The organism is Streptomyces flaveolus, assembly GCF_000716535.1.
In the GTDB taxonomy this organism is placed as follows: domain Bacteria; phylum Actinomycetota; class Actinomycetes; order Streptomycetales; family Streptomycetaceae; genus Streptomyces; species Streptomyces flaveolus_A.
The window spans coordinates 172,160-188,563 of the sequence record NZ_JNWV01000009.1 but is presented as its reverse complement, the minus strand read 5'-3'; the positions used below and the strand labels follow the sequence as shown (position 1 = coordinate 188,563).

Genomic DNA, 16,404 nt, shown 5'->3' with positions numbered 1-16,404 from the left:
ACCTCGCCGCGAAGGGGGATGACTGGGACCGTTCGTTACCGACCAGTGCTACTGGATCGTTGGTACCCGAAACGGGCCGACCCCACCACCCCTCGCGCGGCCGAACGGCCGAAAGCCCTGCCGGAGCGCCGGGGCGGGGGTGTGTACTGCGGTCAGCGGTACGCCTCACACGCTCCGGAAATGCTGTCGAAGCGCTTCGACAGCCTATGGACACCCCGGCCCGGCTGAAGCTAGTGTCAGTCTCACCCTCACCCACCTTGTCGGTAATGCGCAGTGTCGAAGCGCTTCACAAAGCTTGGAGAGCTGGATGGTCACCCTCGCCGAGGTCGCTCAGCACGCCGGAGTCTCGGCGAGCACGGTGAGCTACGTCCTCAGCGGCAAGCGGTCCATCTCCGCGACCACCCGGCAGCGGGTCGAGCAGAGCATCCGGGAGCTGGGCTACCACCCGAACGCGGGTGCCCGCGCCCTGGCCGGCAAACGGTCCAACATCATCGCGCTGATGGTCCCCCTGCGGACCGACATGTACGTGCCGGTGATGATGGAGATCGCCCTCGCGGTGGCCACCACGGCCCGCACGCACGGCTACGACGTCCTGCTGCTCACCGGCGAGGAGGGGCCGGACGCGGTGCGCCGGGTCACCGGCAGCGGTCTCGCCGACGCGATGATCCTGATGGACGTCGAGCTGGAGGACGAGCGGCTGCCGCTGCTGCGGGGCACCGACCAGCCCTCCGTGCTCATCGGTCTGCCCGCCGACACCACCGGTCTGACCTGCGTGGACCTGGACTGGAGCGCGACCGGCGCGCTGTGCGTGGAGCACCTCGCGGGGCTCGGCCACCGTGACATCGCTGTCATAGGGGAGGCCCCGGCGGTCTACGAGCGGCACACCGGCTTCGCCGAGCGCACCCTCGAGGGACTGCGCGCCCGGGCCCGGGAGACGGGCGTGCGGGTGCTGCACCGGCCGTGCGAGGGCGGGTACGACGCCCTGGCCCTCACCCTGGCCCGGATCTTCGACGAGCGGCCGGGGACGACCGGGTTCGTGGTGCAGAACGAGTCGGCGGTGGAACCGCTGCTCGCACTGCTGCGCCAGCAGGGCCGGGCCGTGCCCGAGGACGTGTCCGTGGTCGCCATCTGCCCGGACCAGGTCGCCGTCCAGGCCTCGGTCCGGCTGACCTCGGTCGCCATCCCCGCCCAGGAGATGGGCCGGCACGCGGTGGAGCACCTGGTGGCCAAGCTGGACGGGCGGGGCGGCGACGAGGTGGAGCTGCTCACGCCCGAGCTGACGGTACGGGCGAGTTCGGGACCGGCACCGGCCGCGCCCTGACCACCTGCCGGTCACACCCCGTACGGGGCACACCACCGCTGTCCCTGCGTCCACCCTCTGCCCGCCGTCCCTGACCGCACCCTCTGCCTGCTGTCCCTGTCTGCACTCCCAGCCTCAGGAGCATGCCGTGAACCAGCCTGCCGTCGCGCAGCCCAAGGTCAGTCTCGCGCAGTCCTCCCCCACCGTCGGCACGTTCCGGGAGCGGGACGGGGCGCTGGAGTGGAGCGGCCGTCAGGAGACGGTGCGGATCGAGCCGTGGGGTCCGGACGCGGTCCGGGTGCGGGCCCGGCTCGGCGGCCCGGTGCTGGAGGGCCTGCCGGGCGCGCTCCTCGACGCCCCTGCCGCCCAGGACGAGACGGTCGGGATCTCCGCCGGGGAAGCGCGGTTGACCGTCGGCGCGCTCACCGTCGAGGTGACCGCCGAGGGCATGATCCGTTTACTGCGCACCGACGACCGTACGGAGCTGCTCGCCGAGGAGCGCGCCCACTTCTGGTGGCCGGGCCCCCGCCTGTACACGGCGGTCGGCAACGGACACCACCGGCTGGAGCAGCGGTTCGCCGCCTACGACGGCGAGAAGCTGTACGGCCTCGGCCAGCACCAGCACGGCCGGCTGGACCAGAAGGGCCTGGTGCTGGACCTGGTGCAGCGCAACGCCGAGGTGAGCGTGCCGGTGCTGGTGTCCAGCCGGGGCTACACCCTGTTTCCGCACACGGCCACCGCCGCGTTCGACACCCCCGCCCACCGGGAGCTGGCGCGGGAAGCCGCGGAGCAGGCGATCGTCCTGCTGAAGAACGACGACGACCTGCTGCCGCTGGCCCCCGACACCCGGATCGCGGTCGTCGGCCTGCTCGCCGACGAGTGCAAGCTCGACTGGTACAGCGGCAGCCTGATCCACCGCTCCACTCCCCTGGAGGGCCTGTACGAAAGGTTCGGCGCCGAGCGCGTGGAGTTCGCGGAGGGCGTGGACCGCGTCAGGCTGCGCACGACGGCGGGCGCGTTCCTGTCCGTGCCACCGGCGGAGGCCCCCGACCGGGCGCGCGGTGCCGAGGGCGCGCTGGACCCCGCGCTGCTCGCCGGCCGCACCGACCTGCCGCCGCTGACCACGGAGGCGACCGGTAGCGAGTTCGCGCTGGCCGACTGGGGCGGGGGCGTGCTGACGCTGCGCGCCCCCGACGGCCGCTATCTCTCGGTCGCCGAGGACGGCTACCTGCGCGCCTCCGCCGACCAGCCCGGCGGCTGGGTCGTCCAGGAGACGTTCCGCCTGGAACCGCACCGTGGCGGTCACCTCCTCGAGCACCTGGGCACCGGTCGTCACGTACGGGTCGCCGCCGACGGCGTGAAGGTTGCCGACACGGGCGACGTGTTCGAGGTCGTCACGGTCGAGCGCGGCGAGGAGGCGGTGGCCCGGGTGGCGGGCGGGGCGGACGTCGTCGTGGTGGTGGCGGGCAACGACCCGCACATCAACGGGCGGGAGACCGAGGACCGCACGACCCTGCAACTGCCGGAGCACCAGCTACGGCTGCTGCGCGCGGCCCGCGCCGCCAATCCGCGCACGGTGCTGGCCTTGGTGTCGGCGTACCCGTACGCGGTGGACACGGCCCGGCTGCCGGCCGCGCTCTGGACGGCGCACGGCGGCCAGGCGGCGGGCACGGCAGTGGCCCGGGTGCTGGCCGGCGACGTCTCCCCGGCCGGCCGCCTGCCCCAGACCTGGTACGCCTCCGACGCCGACCTGCCCGACCTGCTGGACTACGACGTGATCGGCAGCCGCCAGACCTACCTCTACTTCGAGGGCACCCCGCTCTTCCCGTTCGGCCACGGCCTGTCGTACGCGTCCTTCGCCTACGCCGGCCTGACCGCCGGGGTGGGGGCGGGCTCGGTGCGGGTCGGCTGCACGGTCACCCACACCGGGGACCGGACGGCGGACGAGGTGGTCCAGCTCTACGGCCGGGCGGTGGACCCCTCGGTGCCCCGCCCGCGCCGGGAACTGCTGGCGCACCGCCGGATCACGCTCAGCCCCGACGAGACGGCTGCCGTCTCCTTCGAAGTACCGCTCTCCGCGCTGGAGTTCTGGGACGTGGCCGAGGGCGGATGGCGCCTGGAAGAGGGCCCGTACGAGCTCCTGCTGGGCGCCTCCAGCGAGGACGTGCGCCTGCGGACGACCGTCCACGTCGACGGCCGGCCCCCGGCCCCCCGCCCGGTGCTCGAACGAGGCCTGGCCGGCGCCGACTTCGACGAGCAGTCCGGCGTCGCGATCGTGGACCGGACGAAGACGGCGGGCGACGCGGTGACCCCGGCCCACGGGGGCTCGGCCGAACTGGTCCACCGTTCCTGCGACTTCGGTGCCGGTGTCCGTGAGGTGACCGCGCGGGTGGCGGGCGAGGGCACTGTGGAACTCTCCCTGGACGGGGGCCCGGTGCTGGCGACGCTCACCCTGGACACGCCCACGGACGGCCCGTACGCGTACACGGACCTGACCGCCAGGCTGGTCGCCGACGGCGTCCACGACGTCCGCCTCAGGCTGCGCGGCCCGCTGCGGCTCGCGCACGTCGGCTTCTCCGGTTGAGGGTCCGGAGGAGACCGGCACCCGGTGGGGGCCCGGCACCGGTAGGCAGCGGCGCCGGGCCCCTGCGGCTCCCATCGGCCAGTGGGGGGACGTTGTCCTGTCACCGCTAGCGGACCACGATGATCACGACACCTCCGTTGTCGAAGCGGTGGTCGAAGCGGTGGTCGAAGCGGTGGTCGAAGCGATGACCGAAACCATGGTCGAAGCGATGGTCGAAGCAGCGCCAGCCGTGGTGGCCCCAGCACCAGTCGCTGGTGACCTGGGTGGGCACGGCAGGGGCTGCCGCCGAGGCTGTGCCTGCTGCGCCGATCGCGGCGCCGCCGGCCATCACCAGGCCGGCCGCGGACGCCGCGAAGAGGCGCCTCGCGCGCGATGCTCGCATGATGGCCCTCCTCCTTCCCTCAGGGGTGCGGCCCTACTTCCTGTACGTCCGCGGAGCCCTTCTGGATTGCCTCAGCGAGAGGGAACGGCCCAGAGGGAACGGCGAACGGCCGCAGCCCCCGCACAGTGGGCTGCGGCCGTTCCGTTCCCGACCTGTCCGTGGCAGGTCAGAGCGCGAGACCGGTGAGGACCAGAACGCGCTCGTAGGTGTAGTCCTCCATCGCGAACCGCACGCCTTCGCGGCCCACACCGGACTGCTTGGCGCCGCCGTACGGCATCTGGTCGGCGCGGTAGGACGGGACGTCGCCGATCACCACACCGCCGACCTCCAGGGCGCGGTGGGCACGGAAGGCGGCCTGGAGGTCGTGGGTGAACACGCCCGCCTGGAGGCCGTACTTGGAGTCGTTGACCGCGGCGAACGCCTCGGCCTCGCCGTCGACCTTCCGCACGGTGAGGACGGGCCCGAAGACCTCCTCGCAGGAGAGGGTCACATCGGCCGGTACGTCGGTGAGCACGGTCGGCGCGTAGGAGGCGCCGTCGCGGTCACCGCCGGTGAGCAGGGTGGCGCCGGCCTCGACCGCCTCCTTGACCCAGGACTCGACGCGCTTGGCGGCGTCCTCGCTGACCAGCGGGCCGACGTCGGTCTTCGGGTCGGACGGGTCACCGGTGACCTGCGCCTCGACGGCGGCGACGACGCGCGGCAGCAGCCGGTCGTACACGGAGGCGTCGGCGATCACGCGCTGCACCGAGATGCAGGACTGGCCGCCCTGGTAGTTGGAGAAGGTCGCGATGCGGGTCGCGGCCCAGTCCAGGTCGGCGTCGGAGGCGTAGTCGCCGAGGACGACCGCGGCTCCGTTGCCGCCCAGCTCCAGCGTGCAGTGCTTGCGCGGCACCGAGTCCATGATCGCGTAACCGACCTTGTCGGAACCGGTGAACGAGATGACCGGCAGGCGCTCGTCCTGGACGAGGGCGGGCATCTTGTCGTTCGGCACCGGGAGGATGCTCCACGACCCGGCCGGCAGCTCGGTCTCGGCGAGCAGGTCGCCGATGATCAGGCCGGACAGCGGGGTGGCCGGGGCCGGCTTGAGGATGATCGGGGCGCCGGCGGCGATGGCCGGGGCGACCTTGTGGGCGCACAGGTTCAGCGGGAAGTTGAACGGCGCGATGCCCAGCACGACACCCTTCGGGAAGCGGCGGGTGAGCGCGAGCCGGCCCTGGCCGCCGGCGTCGGTGTCGAGCCGCTGGGCCTCTCCGCCGTTGAACCGCCGGGCCTCCTCGGCCGCGAACCGGAACACGGAGACGGCACGGCCGACCTCGCCCCGGGCCCACTTGATCGGCTTGCCGTTCTCGGCGGAGATCAGCCGGGCGATCTCCTCGGTGCGCTCGGCCAGCCGCTTGCTGACGTGGTCGAGAGCGGCGGCGCGGACGTGCGCCGGGGTGGCGGCGAAGTCCTCGCGGACGGCGTACGCGGCGGCCACGGCCTCCTCGACCTGGGCGTCGGTCGGCACGCTGACCTTGCCGACGAGCCGGCCGTCCCACGGGGAGGTGACGTCGAAGGTGTCCTCGCCGGTGGCCTGGCGGCCGGCGAGCCAGAAGGCATGGGTGGAAGTCATGTACGAGTCCCGGCCCTTCCGCGTTGGAGGTGTGTCGCTTGGCTTGCGTGGTCCACGGTAGGGCGGGGGCGGCCCGGGGGCGTTTGTCCGAGTCGTAGCAGTGGACGGACCAGGCACTACTGATTGGACTACTCGGCGCTCCGCACCACTGCGTGAACGCACCTGTCCATGCTCTGCCGCGTGAACGCCCTACTCCGTGGACGTCGCCTTCAGCGCCAGCCACAGCTCCATCCGCACGTCCGGGTCGTCCAGGCTGCGACCCAGGATCTCCTCGACCCTCCGCATCCGGTACCGCAGGGTGTGCCGGTGCACCCCCAGGTCGGCCGCCGCCGCGTCCCACTGCCCGTGCCGCGACAACCACGCCCGCAGCGAGGCGACCAGGTCCCCCCGGCCGGTCGCGTCGTGCTCGTGCAACGCCCGCAGCAGCCCGTCGGCGAACGCCTTCACCGCGTCGTCGGCCAGCAGCGGGAGGACCGACCCGGCGGCCAGTTGCTCGTGCTCCACGAACACCCGGCCCCGCCGGCGCGCCACCGACAGCGCCTGCTCGGCCTGCTTGTACGCCGCTGCCGCCGCGATCGGCCCGGCGGGCGCCGACAACCCGACGACCAGTGCGTCCTCCTCCGCCCGTCCCTGCTCGGGCGCCGCCCGGTCGGCCTCCCGGGCCGCCGCGTGATCGACACAGGCGGTCACCGCCGCGCCCCCGTCGGCGGCCAGCACCACCAGCCGCTCCCCCTCGGGCACGACCAGCACGGCCTCCCCGGCCCGCGCCGCCGCGCTCTCCACGGTCTCCGCGAGTTCGCCGAGCGGTTCGCCCGCCGGGCCGGTCCCGGACTCGGCGACGATCATCCGGAACGGGGCGTCCAGCAGCTCGCCGTACAGGTCCCCGGCGACGGCCCGGGCGTGGTCGGGCTCGCCCGCGAGGAGCATGCGCAGCACCGCCGCACCGACGCGCTGCTCGGCCGCGTGCAGGGAGCGGGAGCGTTCGGTGGTGAGGGTGAGCAGGGCGATGGCGGAGTGGACGGCGTACCGTTCGGCGGTGCCGAGCGCGGCGGCCGTCCCCACGGCGAGCGCGGCGCGCGGGCGGCGGCCGGTGCCGAGGCTGTGCAGCTCCACCCGGTCATCGTGCTCGGGCCCGCCGACGACGGAGGACGCGGGCGCGGGCCGCTCCCGCAGCCGTTCGACCTCGGCGGTGATCCGGGCGGCGCGGCGGCCGGCCCACTCCGGCGCGGCGGCGACGACGGCACCCGAGGCGTCGTACAGCGCCGCCCAGCCGTCGACCTGGGCGGCGAGCGCGCTGAGCACCCCCTCCGGGCCGGTGTTCAGCGCCTGCTTGGTCAGCTCGCGCTGGGCGGCGAAGCCTGCCGTGACCGCCCGGTACTGGTCGGCGGCGATGGCGGCGGACACGGCCTTGCTGATGGCGAGGAAGGGGGTGCGGCGGGGCACCTCCAGCAGCGGCAGCCCCGCCTCCGCGCAGGCGTCGACGAGGGCGTCGGGTATCTCCTCGTAGTTGACCCCGACGGCGAACCCCAGCCCGACCACCCCCGCGCCGACGAGCCGCCGCACGTACCGCTGCATGGCCTCCGGATCCTCCGCGTCCAGCTTGAGCGCGGTGATCAGCAGCAGCTCGCCGCCCTCCATGTAGGGGACGGGGTCGGCCAGCTCGCTGACGTGCGCCCAGCGGACGGGCACGTCCAGGCGGTCCTCACCCGCGCGCACGGTCAGCTTGAGCGCGGAGTGGTGGACGAGCGAGGCGAGAGTCGGGGGCATGGGGCCTTCACGGTGAGGGAGATCCGTCGATCACGGTGATCTTTTGGCCGCCGTGTATGAACGGCCCACCCCGATTCTGCCTCACCGTACGATCCCGTGCTGGCTCCTCACCCCCGCAGATCCACCAGCAACGGCGGCGCGTGCTCGCCCTCCACGGTGGTCAACGACAGCACGGCATGCCCCGGCGGCACCCCATGAGCCAACTCGGAAGCCGACCACCGCTCCCGCTCGACCTGGCGCACGGTGACGGCACGGGCGGTGGGCGCCTGCCCGGTGATCACCCGGCGCAGCATGTGCACGGCCTTGCCGGCCGGGGTCTCGGCGATGATCTGCCGGTCGGTGACGTCCCTCGTCTCGGTCCACTCCTTGCCCCAGACCTCGGCGAAGTCCTGCCCGTCCCAGGGGGTGAGCCCGGACAGCGCCATCCGGCAGCCCGTGGCGCCCAGCAGCGGGCCGCGCAGCGGCCGGGGTACGTCGTCCAGGGTGCGCAGCGTCAGCACCGTGCCGGCGTTGGCGCTGCGCAGCCGCTGGATGCCGCGTACGGCCTCCGGGGTGACGACCCCGGAGGCGTCGTCGAGCAGCAGGCAGGCGAAGAGGGACCGGTCCTCCCGCACCGTCACGGAGGCCGTGAACTGGGCGAGCACCAGCCGGGCCAGGATCCGGGAGGCGTCGGCGTGGCCACGCTGGGGCAGGTCGATGCGGACGCGGACCGGGTGGTCGAGAGCCTTCAGGGAGAACGGCCGGCTCTGTCCGGAGGTGTCGAAGAAGGCGGCGAACGCGGGCCGGTCGAGCAGGGCGATGCGGTCGGCGAGGACCGTGCCGACGTCACCCGGGTGGGCCATCTGCCGCTCCCGGGCGTCGAGTTCCCTGAGCAGGGACGCGTGCCCGGTGTCGGTCAGGCCCTTGCGCAGGGCGGCCAGCGGGCCGGGGGCGCCGTCGAGCAGCTGCCGCAGCTCCGGAACGGAGGGGAAGCGGTCGTGGACGGCGCGGAACGGGCCGAGCAGCTGGGCGAGGACGGTCGTGGAGCGGCGGCTGTCGCTGCCGGGGTGCGGGTCCGCGAGGTCGCCGACGAGGGCCTCGGCGAGTATGGCGGCGGCCTCGTCGGGGTCGGTGGTGCCGCCGTAGAGATCCAGGTCGTACACGGATTCGGGGTGGCCGACGCGGACGACGACGTCGTAGGCCTCGGCCGGGCCGAGCCCGGCGCCCGCCGCGCCGACCACCACGACCGACGCGCGGCCGGCCAGGGCGTGCAGGCACAGGGACTCGGCGAGCGGCCGCACCACGGCGCCGGTCTTGCCGGAGCCGGCCGGGCCGACGGCGAGCAGGGAGGTGCCGAGCAGGTCGGGGCCGAGGGCGAGGCCGGCGCCACGGTAGTGGTAGGGGTTGCGGGGGTCGTCGGCGGTGGTGCCGAGCCGGACCTGTCCGGTGAGCAGGTCGTGGCGGGCGTGCCGGGCCGGCAGGTCGCGCTCCCCGGAGGGGTGCAGGCAGGCGGCGGCGCCGTCCTTCAGTACGGCGCCGGTGAAGGTGGCCAGGCTGTGCCGGCCGGACCGCACACCCTGCCAGGCCCTGCCGATCCGCGCGTGATCCACATCCCGCATGAGCCCGGCCTTCGCCTCACCGGCAAGCCGCTCGGCAGCCTCATGCGCCCCGGCCTGCCGCAGCTGCGGCCATTCGGCGGGGTCTTGTTCGGGGGTGGGCTGGTGCTCGGCCGCAGGCGCGGCGGGACGCCAGGCGCGCGGCCCGTAGCGGCGCCAGACCTCGCCCCAGCGGCCCAGGCGGCCGACGACGAACAGGATGGCGAGGGCGATGACGGTGTAGTACGAGTACCAGAGGATGGCGTTGCCGACGGCATCGTTGCCCTGGCGCCAGGAGTCGGGGGTGAACAACTCCAGCGGCAGCACCCACCAGGCGCCGAGGTAGCCGTTCCACAGCAGGGACCACACGAGCCAGCCCACGAGGAAGGCGATCAGTGCGCCGCTGAGCAGCTGCCGGGACGGGATCTGCTCGGGCTCCTGCTCGGGCCGGGGCCGGTGCCCGAAGCGCCACACGCCCGGCGGTGCCTCCGGGCGGGGGGTCCGCAGCCAGGCGAGGAAGACGGAGCCGTCCGGTTTCGGTGGGGCGCCGGGCGGCACCATGGGCGCCGGCGGCACCCCGGGTGGCATGGGCGGTACCCCCGACCCCTCCGGCGCCGCCATAGGCCGCGGTAGCGGGTTCGCGTGCGTGCCGCGTGTGTCGCGCGTCGCGTCGCTGTCCATCGACCTTGCCCCCTGACCAGCCGTTCCGTCCGTCATCAGCGAGTCAATCTAACGCCCCGGCAAGGGGAGTTCACCGCTTACGCGGCCGTAAGGAGCCGTACCCGCCCGGCCGGGCTATGTCCACGGCGGACAACGGGCGCCGCCGACAACGCCCACATGGAGCATGCCCACCCCTCGGAACCGGTCTTAACCTGCGAGAAAAGAAGGTATGCGTCCGAAAACGCACCGCCCGGAACCGCCCGGGACCGCCCGGTACGCAAGATCATCAGGGAGCCCCCATGACCGCACTTCCGCAGGAGCGCCGCGTCGTCACCGCCATCCCCGGCCCGAAGTCGCAGGAGCTGCAGGCCCGCCGTACCGCCGCGGTCGCCCAGGGCGTGGGCTCCGTGCTGCCGGTGTTCACCGCGCGCGCGGGCGGCGGCATCATCGAGGACGTCGACGGCAACCGGCTGATCGACTTCGGCTCCGGTATCGCCGTGACGAGCGTGGGCGCCTCCGCCGAGGCCGTGGTGCGGCGCGCGAGCGCCCAGCTCGCCGACTTCACCCACACCTGTTTCATGGTCACCCCGTACGAGGGCTACGTGGAGGTCGCGGAGGCGCTCGCCGAGCTGACCCCGGGTGACCACGCCAAGAAGTCCGCGCTGTTCAACTCGGGCGCCGAGGCCGTCGAGAACGCCGTCAAGATCGCGCGTGCCTACACCAAGCGGCAGGCCGTGGTGGTGTTCGACCACGGTTACCACGGGCGGACCAACCTCACCATGGCCCTGACGGCGAAGAACATGCCGTACAAGCACGGGTTCGGCCCGTTCGCGCCCGAGGTGTACCGCGTGCCGGTCGCGTACGCGTACCGCTGGCCGACCGGTCCGGAGAACGCCGGCCCGGAGGCCGCCGCGCAGGCCATCGACCAGATCACCAAGCAGGTCGGCCCGGACAACGTCGCCGCGATCATCATCGAGCCGGTCCTCGGCGAGGGCGGCTTCATCGAGCCCGCCAAGGGCTTCCTGCCGGCGATCCGCCAGTTCGCCGCCGACAACGGGATCGTCTTCGTCGCCGACGAGATCCAGTCCGGCTTCTGCCGGACCGGGCAGTGGTTCGCGTGCGAGGACGAGGGCATCGTCCCGGACCTGATCACCACCGCCAAGGGCATCGCCGGCGGTCTTCCGCTCGCCGCCGTGACCGGGCGCGCGGAGATCATGGACGCCGCGCACGCCGGTGGGCTCGGTGGTACGTACGGCGGTAACCCGGTCGCGTGCGCCGGTGCGCTCGGCGCCATCGAGACGATGAAGGAGCTGGACCTCAACGGCAAGGCCAAGCGCATCGAGGAGATCATGAAGGGTCGCCTCACCGCCATGGCCGAGAAGTTCGACATCATCGGTGACGTGCGCGGACGCGGTGCCATGATCGCGATCGAGCTGGTCAAGGACCGCGCCACCAAGGAGCCGAACCCGGAGGCCACCGCCGCGCTCGCCAAGGCCTGCCACGCCGAGGGCCTGCTGGTCCTGACCTGCGGCACCTACGGCAACGTGCTCCGCTTCCTGCCGCCGCTGGTCATCGGCGAGGACCTGCTGAACGAGGGTCTCGACATCATCGAGCAGGCGTTCGCACGCATCTGAGCCCGCGCATCTGAGCGGTGGGTCCGCACCTCTGAAGGCGCCTGCGGCAGGCCGTGTGAAGAAGGTGTGCGGGGTGGATGGCGGGAGGGGATTCCGCCTGCCCAAGGGCCGCCGCCTGCCGTAGGTTCTCCTCAGATGAGAGATACACCCGCCCACAGGGGACTGCGGGCGGATACCGGGCCGGGGCCTCCCCAGCTTCGACCTGGTCGTGCCCTCGCGCACACATCCGGCGCCTGACGGCTCCGGGATCTCCTCACCGATCGGACGGTCGCCGCCCCAAACCCCCCGGGGCGTGCGACGTTCCGATCCGGACGGCCGCCTCGGAACCACCCCCCCTGTTCCGGGGCGGCCGACCTCCTTCCCCGCGGCGGTCTGCCAAGCTGGGGCCCATGGTGCTCCTGGTCCTCCCGGCGGTCGTCTTCGCCCTCGTCACCTGGCAGGTCGTCGCCGACGGGCCGCTGCTCCGGCTGGACGCGGACGTCAGCCGGGCCCTCGTCCATCCGGACCGGTTCTCCCAGTTGCTCTCCGACCTCGGCAACGTCCAGGTCGCCCTGCCCGTGCTCGCCGTGGCCCTCGGGTACGTGGCCTGGCGGGGCCGGGCCGCCGGGGCCGGGCGGTGGTGGCTGCCGCCGCTCGCCGCGGCGGTGCTGATGGCGCTGGTCCCGGCGGTCGTCGTACCGCTGAAGGAGTGGACGGCCCGGCCGGGGACACCGGTGGTGCCCCCGGGGACCGGCTACTTCCCGTCCGGTCACACGGCGACGGCCGCGGTCGCGTACGGTTCGGCGACCCTGCTCCTCCTCCCCTGGCTCCGCTCCCCCGCCGCCCGGCGCGTCCTGGTCGCGGGGTGCGCGGCCCTCGTCCTCGGGGTGTCGTACGGGCTGGTCCGCCACGGCTGGCACTGGCCGCTGGACGTGGTGGCGAGCTGGTGCCTGAGCACGGTGCTGCTGGCCGCCCTGTCCCTCGTGGTCAGCCGAAGTACGCGTCGAAGTTCTTCTGGAACTCCCAGTTCGCGTAGCGGTCCCAGTTCACCGACCACGTCATCAGACCCCGCAGCGCGGGCCAGGTCCCGTGGGTGGCGTACGAGCCGCAGTTCGTCCTCTTCGTCAGGCAGTCCAGGGTCTTGGTGACCTCGGACGGGGAGACGTAGCCGTTGCCCGCGTTGGTCGAGGCCGGCATGCCGATCGCGACCTGGTCGGGGCGCAGCGGCGGGAAGACGTTGTTCGGGTCGCCGGCGACCGGGAAGCCGGTGAGGAGCATGTCGGTCATGGCGATGTGGAAGTCGGCGCCGCCCATGGAGTGGTACTGGTTGTCCAGGCCCATGATCGGGCCGGAGTTGTAGTCCTGGACGTGCAGCAGGGTCAGGTCGTCGCGGAGGGCGTGGATGACCGGGAGGTAGGCGCCGCAGCGCGGGTCCTGGCCGCCCCACTTGCCGGTGCCGTAGTACTGGTAGCCGTTCTGCACGAAGAAGGTCTCCGGGGCCATCGTGAGGACGAACTTCGCACCGTACTTGGCCTTCAGGGTCTTCAGCGCCGAGATGAGGTTCACGATCACGGGGGTGGTCGGGTTCCTGAAGTCCGTGTCGTTCGCGTTCAGGGACAGCGAGTGGCCCTCGAAGTCGATGTCCAGGCCGTCGAGGCCGTAGGTGTCGATGATCTTCGAGACGGAGGAGACGAAGGTGTCGCGGGCCGCGGTCGTGGTGAGCTGGACCTGGCCGTTCTGGCCGCCGATGGAGATCAGCACCTTCTTGCCGGCGGCCTGCTTGGCCTTGACGGCCGCCTTGAAGTCGGCGTCGCTCTCGACGTTCGGGCACTCGGTGACCGGGCAGCGGTTGAAGCGGATGTCCCCGGAGGTGACCGAGGTGGGCTCACCGAAGGCGAGGTCGATGACGTCCCAGCTGTCGGGGACGTCGGCGAGGCGGGTGTAACCGGCGCCGTTGGCGAAGCTGGCGTGCAGGTAGCCGACGAGGGCGTGGGCGGGCAGGTCGGACGAGCCGCCGCCACCGCCGCCGGGGCTGGTCGTCGCGGTCACCACGGCGGACTTCGCGGACTCGCCGGCGTCGTTCACCGCGGTGACCTGGAAGCTGTACGCCGTCGAGGCCGTGAGGCCGGACACGGTGGCCGAGGTGCCGGTCACCGTCTGGACCTTGGCGCCGTCGCGGTAGACCGCGTAGCCGGTCGCGCCGGTCACCGCGGACCAGGACAGGCCGACGGAGGACGAGGTCACGGTGGTGGTCCTCAGGCCGGTCGGTGCGGCGGGCGGCTGTTGGGTGCCGCTGCCGCCGGGGCCGACGAGGGTGACGTCGTCGGCGTTGTAGGCGCCGGTGCCGTACCAGCCGTGGGTGTAGATCGTGACCTTGGTGGTGGCCGCCCCGGTGCGGAAGGTGGTGCTCAGCTTCTGCCAGTCGGGGGCGGACTGGGTCCAGGTGGAGACGTCGGTGGTGCCGGTGCCGCTCGCGCCGAGGTAGACGTAGGAGCCGCGGACGTAACCGGACAGGGTGTACTGCGCGTTCGGCTGGACGGTCACCGTCTGGGAGCACTGGGCGTTGTCGCTGCCGGCCGGGGTGGCCTGGAGTGCCGCACTCCCGCTGTGCACGGGCGAGGTGACGGTCGTACCGGCGGTGCAGGTCCAGCCGGTCAAGCCGGACTCGAAGCCGCCGTTGACCGCGACGTCCGCGTCGGCCGCACGGGCGGCCGACGAGAGCGCGGTGATGCCGGGCACGGCCAGCAGTGCGGCCGTGAGCGCGGCGAGGACGGATCTGGGGCGTCTGGCGCGATCCACAAGGGCCTCCGGGTTCTGGGGAGTTGGAGGGGCGGAGCGCACACAACTTGGTCCAGACCAATCCGGTTGTCAAGGTGTCGGGGCGCTACCGGCTCTCGCCCCTCTCCCTCGCCGCCCCCGCCGCCTCGTGCATCGCCAGTTCCAGCAGCGCCGGATCGGTCAGCGTGCCCGAGCCGTCCGGCGGCACCAGCCAGCGCACGCCCCGGGTCACCCGCCCCGGGTACGGCACGACGATCCAGGTGCCGGCCCCGGCGGTCCTGATCCCCGTGCCGAGCCAGCGGGCCGCGGTGCCCGGGGGCACCAGGAACCCGACCCGGTTGTCGCCGAAGTCGACGAGCACGGGGCCGAGTTGGTCGAGGATCCGGGTGAGCACGTCGAGGGTCGGATAGCCGAGGTCACCCGGCAGGATCAGGACGTCCCACGCCTTGCCGGCGGGCAGCAGGGCGACCCCCAGGGGGTTACGCTCCCACTCCCGGCGACAGGCCTCGGGGTCCGGTGCGACGGATGCCAGCCACTCGACCGCCGTCTTCGCCCCAGTCATGAGAAGGCCTCCCTTTCTCTCGTGGACGCGGTCGCGTCACGAGGGAGAGGGAGGTCCTCCGGGGAGCATTACGCGGGTTCCGGCGACTTGTTGCGGCGACCCGGGTCACCCGGCGACTAGCTGTCGAAGCCCAGCCCCAGTCGGTCCATCGTCCGCAGCCACAGGTTCCGGCGGCCCCCGTGGGCGTCCGCGCGGGCCAGGGACCACTTGGTGAGGGCGATGCCCGTCCAGGCGAAGGGCTCCGGCGGGAACGGCAGCGGCTTCTTGCGGACCATCTCCAGTGCGGTCCGCTCGGTGCGCTCCCCGTCCAGCAGGTCGAGCATCACGTCCGCGCCGAACCGGGTCGCGCCGACGCCGAGGCCGGTGTAGCCCGCCGCGTAGGCCACGCGGCCCTGGTGGGCGGTGCCGAAGAACGCCGAGAAGCGGGAGCAGGTGTCGATCGCGCCGCCCCAGGCGTGGGTGAAGCGGATGCCCTCCAGTTGCGGGAAGCAGGTGAAGAAGTGGCCCGCGAGCTTGGCGTACGTCTCGGGCCGGTCGTCGTACTCGGCGCGGACCCGGCCGCCGTAGGGGTAGATTGCGTCGTAGCCGCCCCACAGGACGCGGTTGTCGGCGGACAGCCGGAAGTAGTGGAACTGGTTCGCCGAATCGCCGAGGCCCTGTCTGTTCTTCCAGCCGATCGAGTCGAGCTGGTCCGCGGTCAGCGGTTCGGTCATCAGGGCGTAGTCGTAGACGGGGACGGTGTACGACCGCACGCGGCGCAGCAGGCTCGGGAAGATGTTCGTGCCGAGCGCGACCTTGCGGGCGCGGACGGCGCCGTACGGGGTGCGTACGGCCATCCCGGCGCCGTAGCTCTTCAGGGTCAGCGCGGGCGTGTGCTCGTACACCCGCACCCCGAGCTTCAGGCAGGCCTTCTTCAGGCCCCACGCCAGCTTGGCCGGGTGCAGCATGGCCACGCCGCGCCGGTCCCACAGGCCGGCCTCGAAGGTGGGCGAGTTGACCTGTTCGCGCACGGCGTCGGCGTCCAGGAACTCGATGCCGTCCGCGAGCCCCTTCCGCTGGAGCTCCCGGTGCCAGTCGCGCAGTTCCCACGCCTGGTAGGTCTCGGTGGCGACGTCGATCTCGCCGGTGCGTTCGAAGTCGCAGTCGATGCCGTGCCGGGCGACCGCCGCCTCCATCTCGTCGAGGTTGCGGCGGCCCAGCTCCTGGAGCTTGTGGATCTCGTCGGGCCAGCGAGCCAGGCCGTTGGGCAGGCCGTGCGTGAGGGAGGCGGCGCAGAAGCCGCCGTTGCGGCCGGAGGCGGCCCAGCCCACCTCGCGGCCTTCCAGCAGCACCACATCGCGCCGAGGGTCGCGCTCTTTTGCGTTGAGCGCGGTCCACAGCCCGCTGTAGCCGCCGCCGACGACCAGCAGGTCGCAGGTCTCGGCGGAGGTGAGCGCGGGCTCGGCGGCCGGCTTGCCGGGGTCTTCCAGCCAGTACGGGACCGGCTGGGCTTCGGAGAGAGAGGCGATCCAGTTGTCTTTGCCACGGCTCATGGCGCTCGGGGCCATGATTTCAACTCCCTACAGAGGACGT

Annotated in this window: 10 protein-coding genes and 1 pseudogene; 4 read left to right on the top strand and 7 right to left on the bottom strand. The window is 72.8% G+C overall.

Annotated features, from left to right (window positions below; all coding sequences use genetic code 11):
- Positions 1 to 307: 307 nt before the first annotated feature.
- Both OO52_RS11720 and OO52_RS11715 read left to right on the top strand, forming a co-directional pair.
- Complete coding sequence (locus OO52_RS11720; protein ID WP_030656033.1) at positions 308 to 1,321, top strand: LacI family DNA-binding transcriptional regulator; 1,014 nt, start codon at positions 308 to 310, stop codon at positions 1,319 to 1,321.
- A gap of 127 nt (positions 1,322 to 1,448) precedes the next feature.
- Entirely contained in the window at positions 1,449 to 3,884 is a 2,436-nt protein-coding gene (locus OO52_RS11715; RefSeq protein ID WP_234339854.1) for a glycoside hydrolase family 3 C-terminal domain-containing protein, read from the top strand.
- Between the two features lie 106 nt (positions 3,885 to 3,990).
- On the opposite strand, the gene OO52_RS11710 is transcribed toward OO52_RS11715, so the two are convergent.
- The 4 genes from OO52_RS11710 to OO52_RS11695 form a co-directional block, all read right to left on the bottom strand.
- Positions 3,991 to 4,266 carry a hypothetical protein gene (locus OO52_RS11710; RefSeq protein WP_030656030.1) on the bottom strand — a complete coding sequence of 92 codons (276 nt, stop codon included), beginning with the start codon at positions 4,264 to 4,266 and terminating at the stop codon, positions 3,991 to 3,993.
- A gap of 166 nt (positions 4,267 to 4,432) precedes the next feature.
- On the bottom strand, positions 4,433 to 5,878 hold the full coding sequence (locus OO52_RS11705; protein ID WP_030656028.1) for an aldehyde dehydrogenase family protein: 1,446 nt from the start codon (positions 5,876 to 5,878) through the stop codon (positions 4,433 to 4,435).
- A gap of 189 nt (positions 5,879 to 6,067) precedes the next feature.
- On the bottom strand, positions 6,068 to 7,645 hold the full coding sequence (locus tag OO52_RS11700; protein WP_030656026.1) for a PucR family transcriptional regulator: 1,578 nt from the start codon (positions 7,643 to 7,645) through the stop codon (positions 6,068 to 6,070).
- Positions 7,646 to 7,752: 107 nt separating this feature from the next.
- Entirely contained in the window at positions 7,753 to 9,900 is a 2,148-nt protein-coding gene (locus OO52_RS11695; RefSeq protein ID WP_030656024.1) for an ATP-binding protein, read from the bottom strand.
- A 278-nt stretch (positions 9,901 to 10,178) separates the two neighbouring features.
- Here OO52_RS11695 and gabT point away from each other — a divergent pair, with 278 nt between their 5' ends.
- Both gabT and OO52_RS54535 read left to right on the top strand, forming a co-directional pair.
- Complete coding sequence (gabT, locus tag OO52_RS11690; RefSeq protein ID WP_030656020.1) at positions 10,179 to 11,513, top strand: 4-aminobutyrate--2-oxoglutarate transaminase; 1,335 nt, start codon at positions 10,179 to 10,181, stop codon at positions 11,511 to 11,513.
- A 389-nt stretch (positions 11,514 to 11,902) separates the two neighbouring features.
- Positions 11,903 to 12,538, top strand: a pseudogene (locus OO52_RS54535) (phosphatase PAP2 family protein); the annotation flags it as partial.
- Here the strand turns inward: OO52_RS54535 and OO52_RS11680 are convergent.
- From OO52_RS11680 to OO52_RS11670, 3 genes are all read right to left on the bottom strand, one after another.
- Positions 12,480 to 14,291, bottom strand: a complete 1,812-nt coding sequence (locus OO52_RS11680) for a chitinase (protein ID WP_030656018.1) — start codon at positions 14,289 to 14,291, stop codon at positions 12,480 to 12,482. The pseudogene OO52_RS54535 and the gene OO52_RS11680 overlap by 59 nt on opposite strands.
- Positions 14,292 to 14,376: 85 nt before the next feature.
- Entirely contained in the window at positions 14,377 to 14,832 is a 456-nt protein-coding gene (locus OO52_RS11675) for a hypothetical protein (protein WP_030656017.1), read from the bottom strand.
- 116 nt (positions 14,833 to 14,948) lie between these two features.
- Entirely contained in the window at positions 14,949 to 16,379 is a 1,431-nt protein-coding gene (locus tag OO52_RS11670; RefSeq protein ID WP_030656015.1) for an NAD(P)/FAD-dependent oxidoreductase, read from the bottom strand.
- Positions 16,380 to 16,404 lie beyond the last annotated feature (25 nt).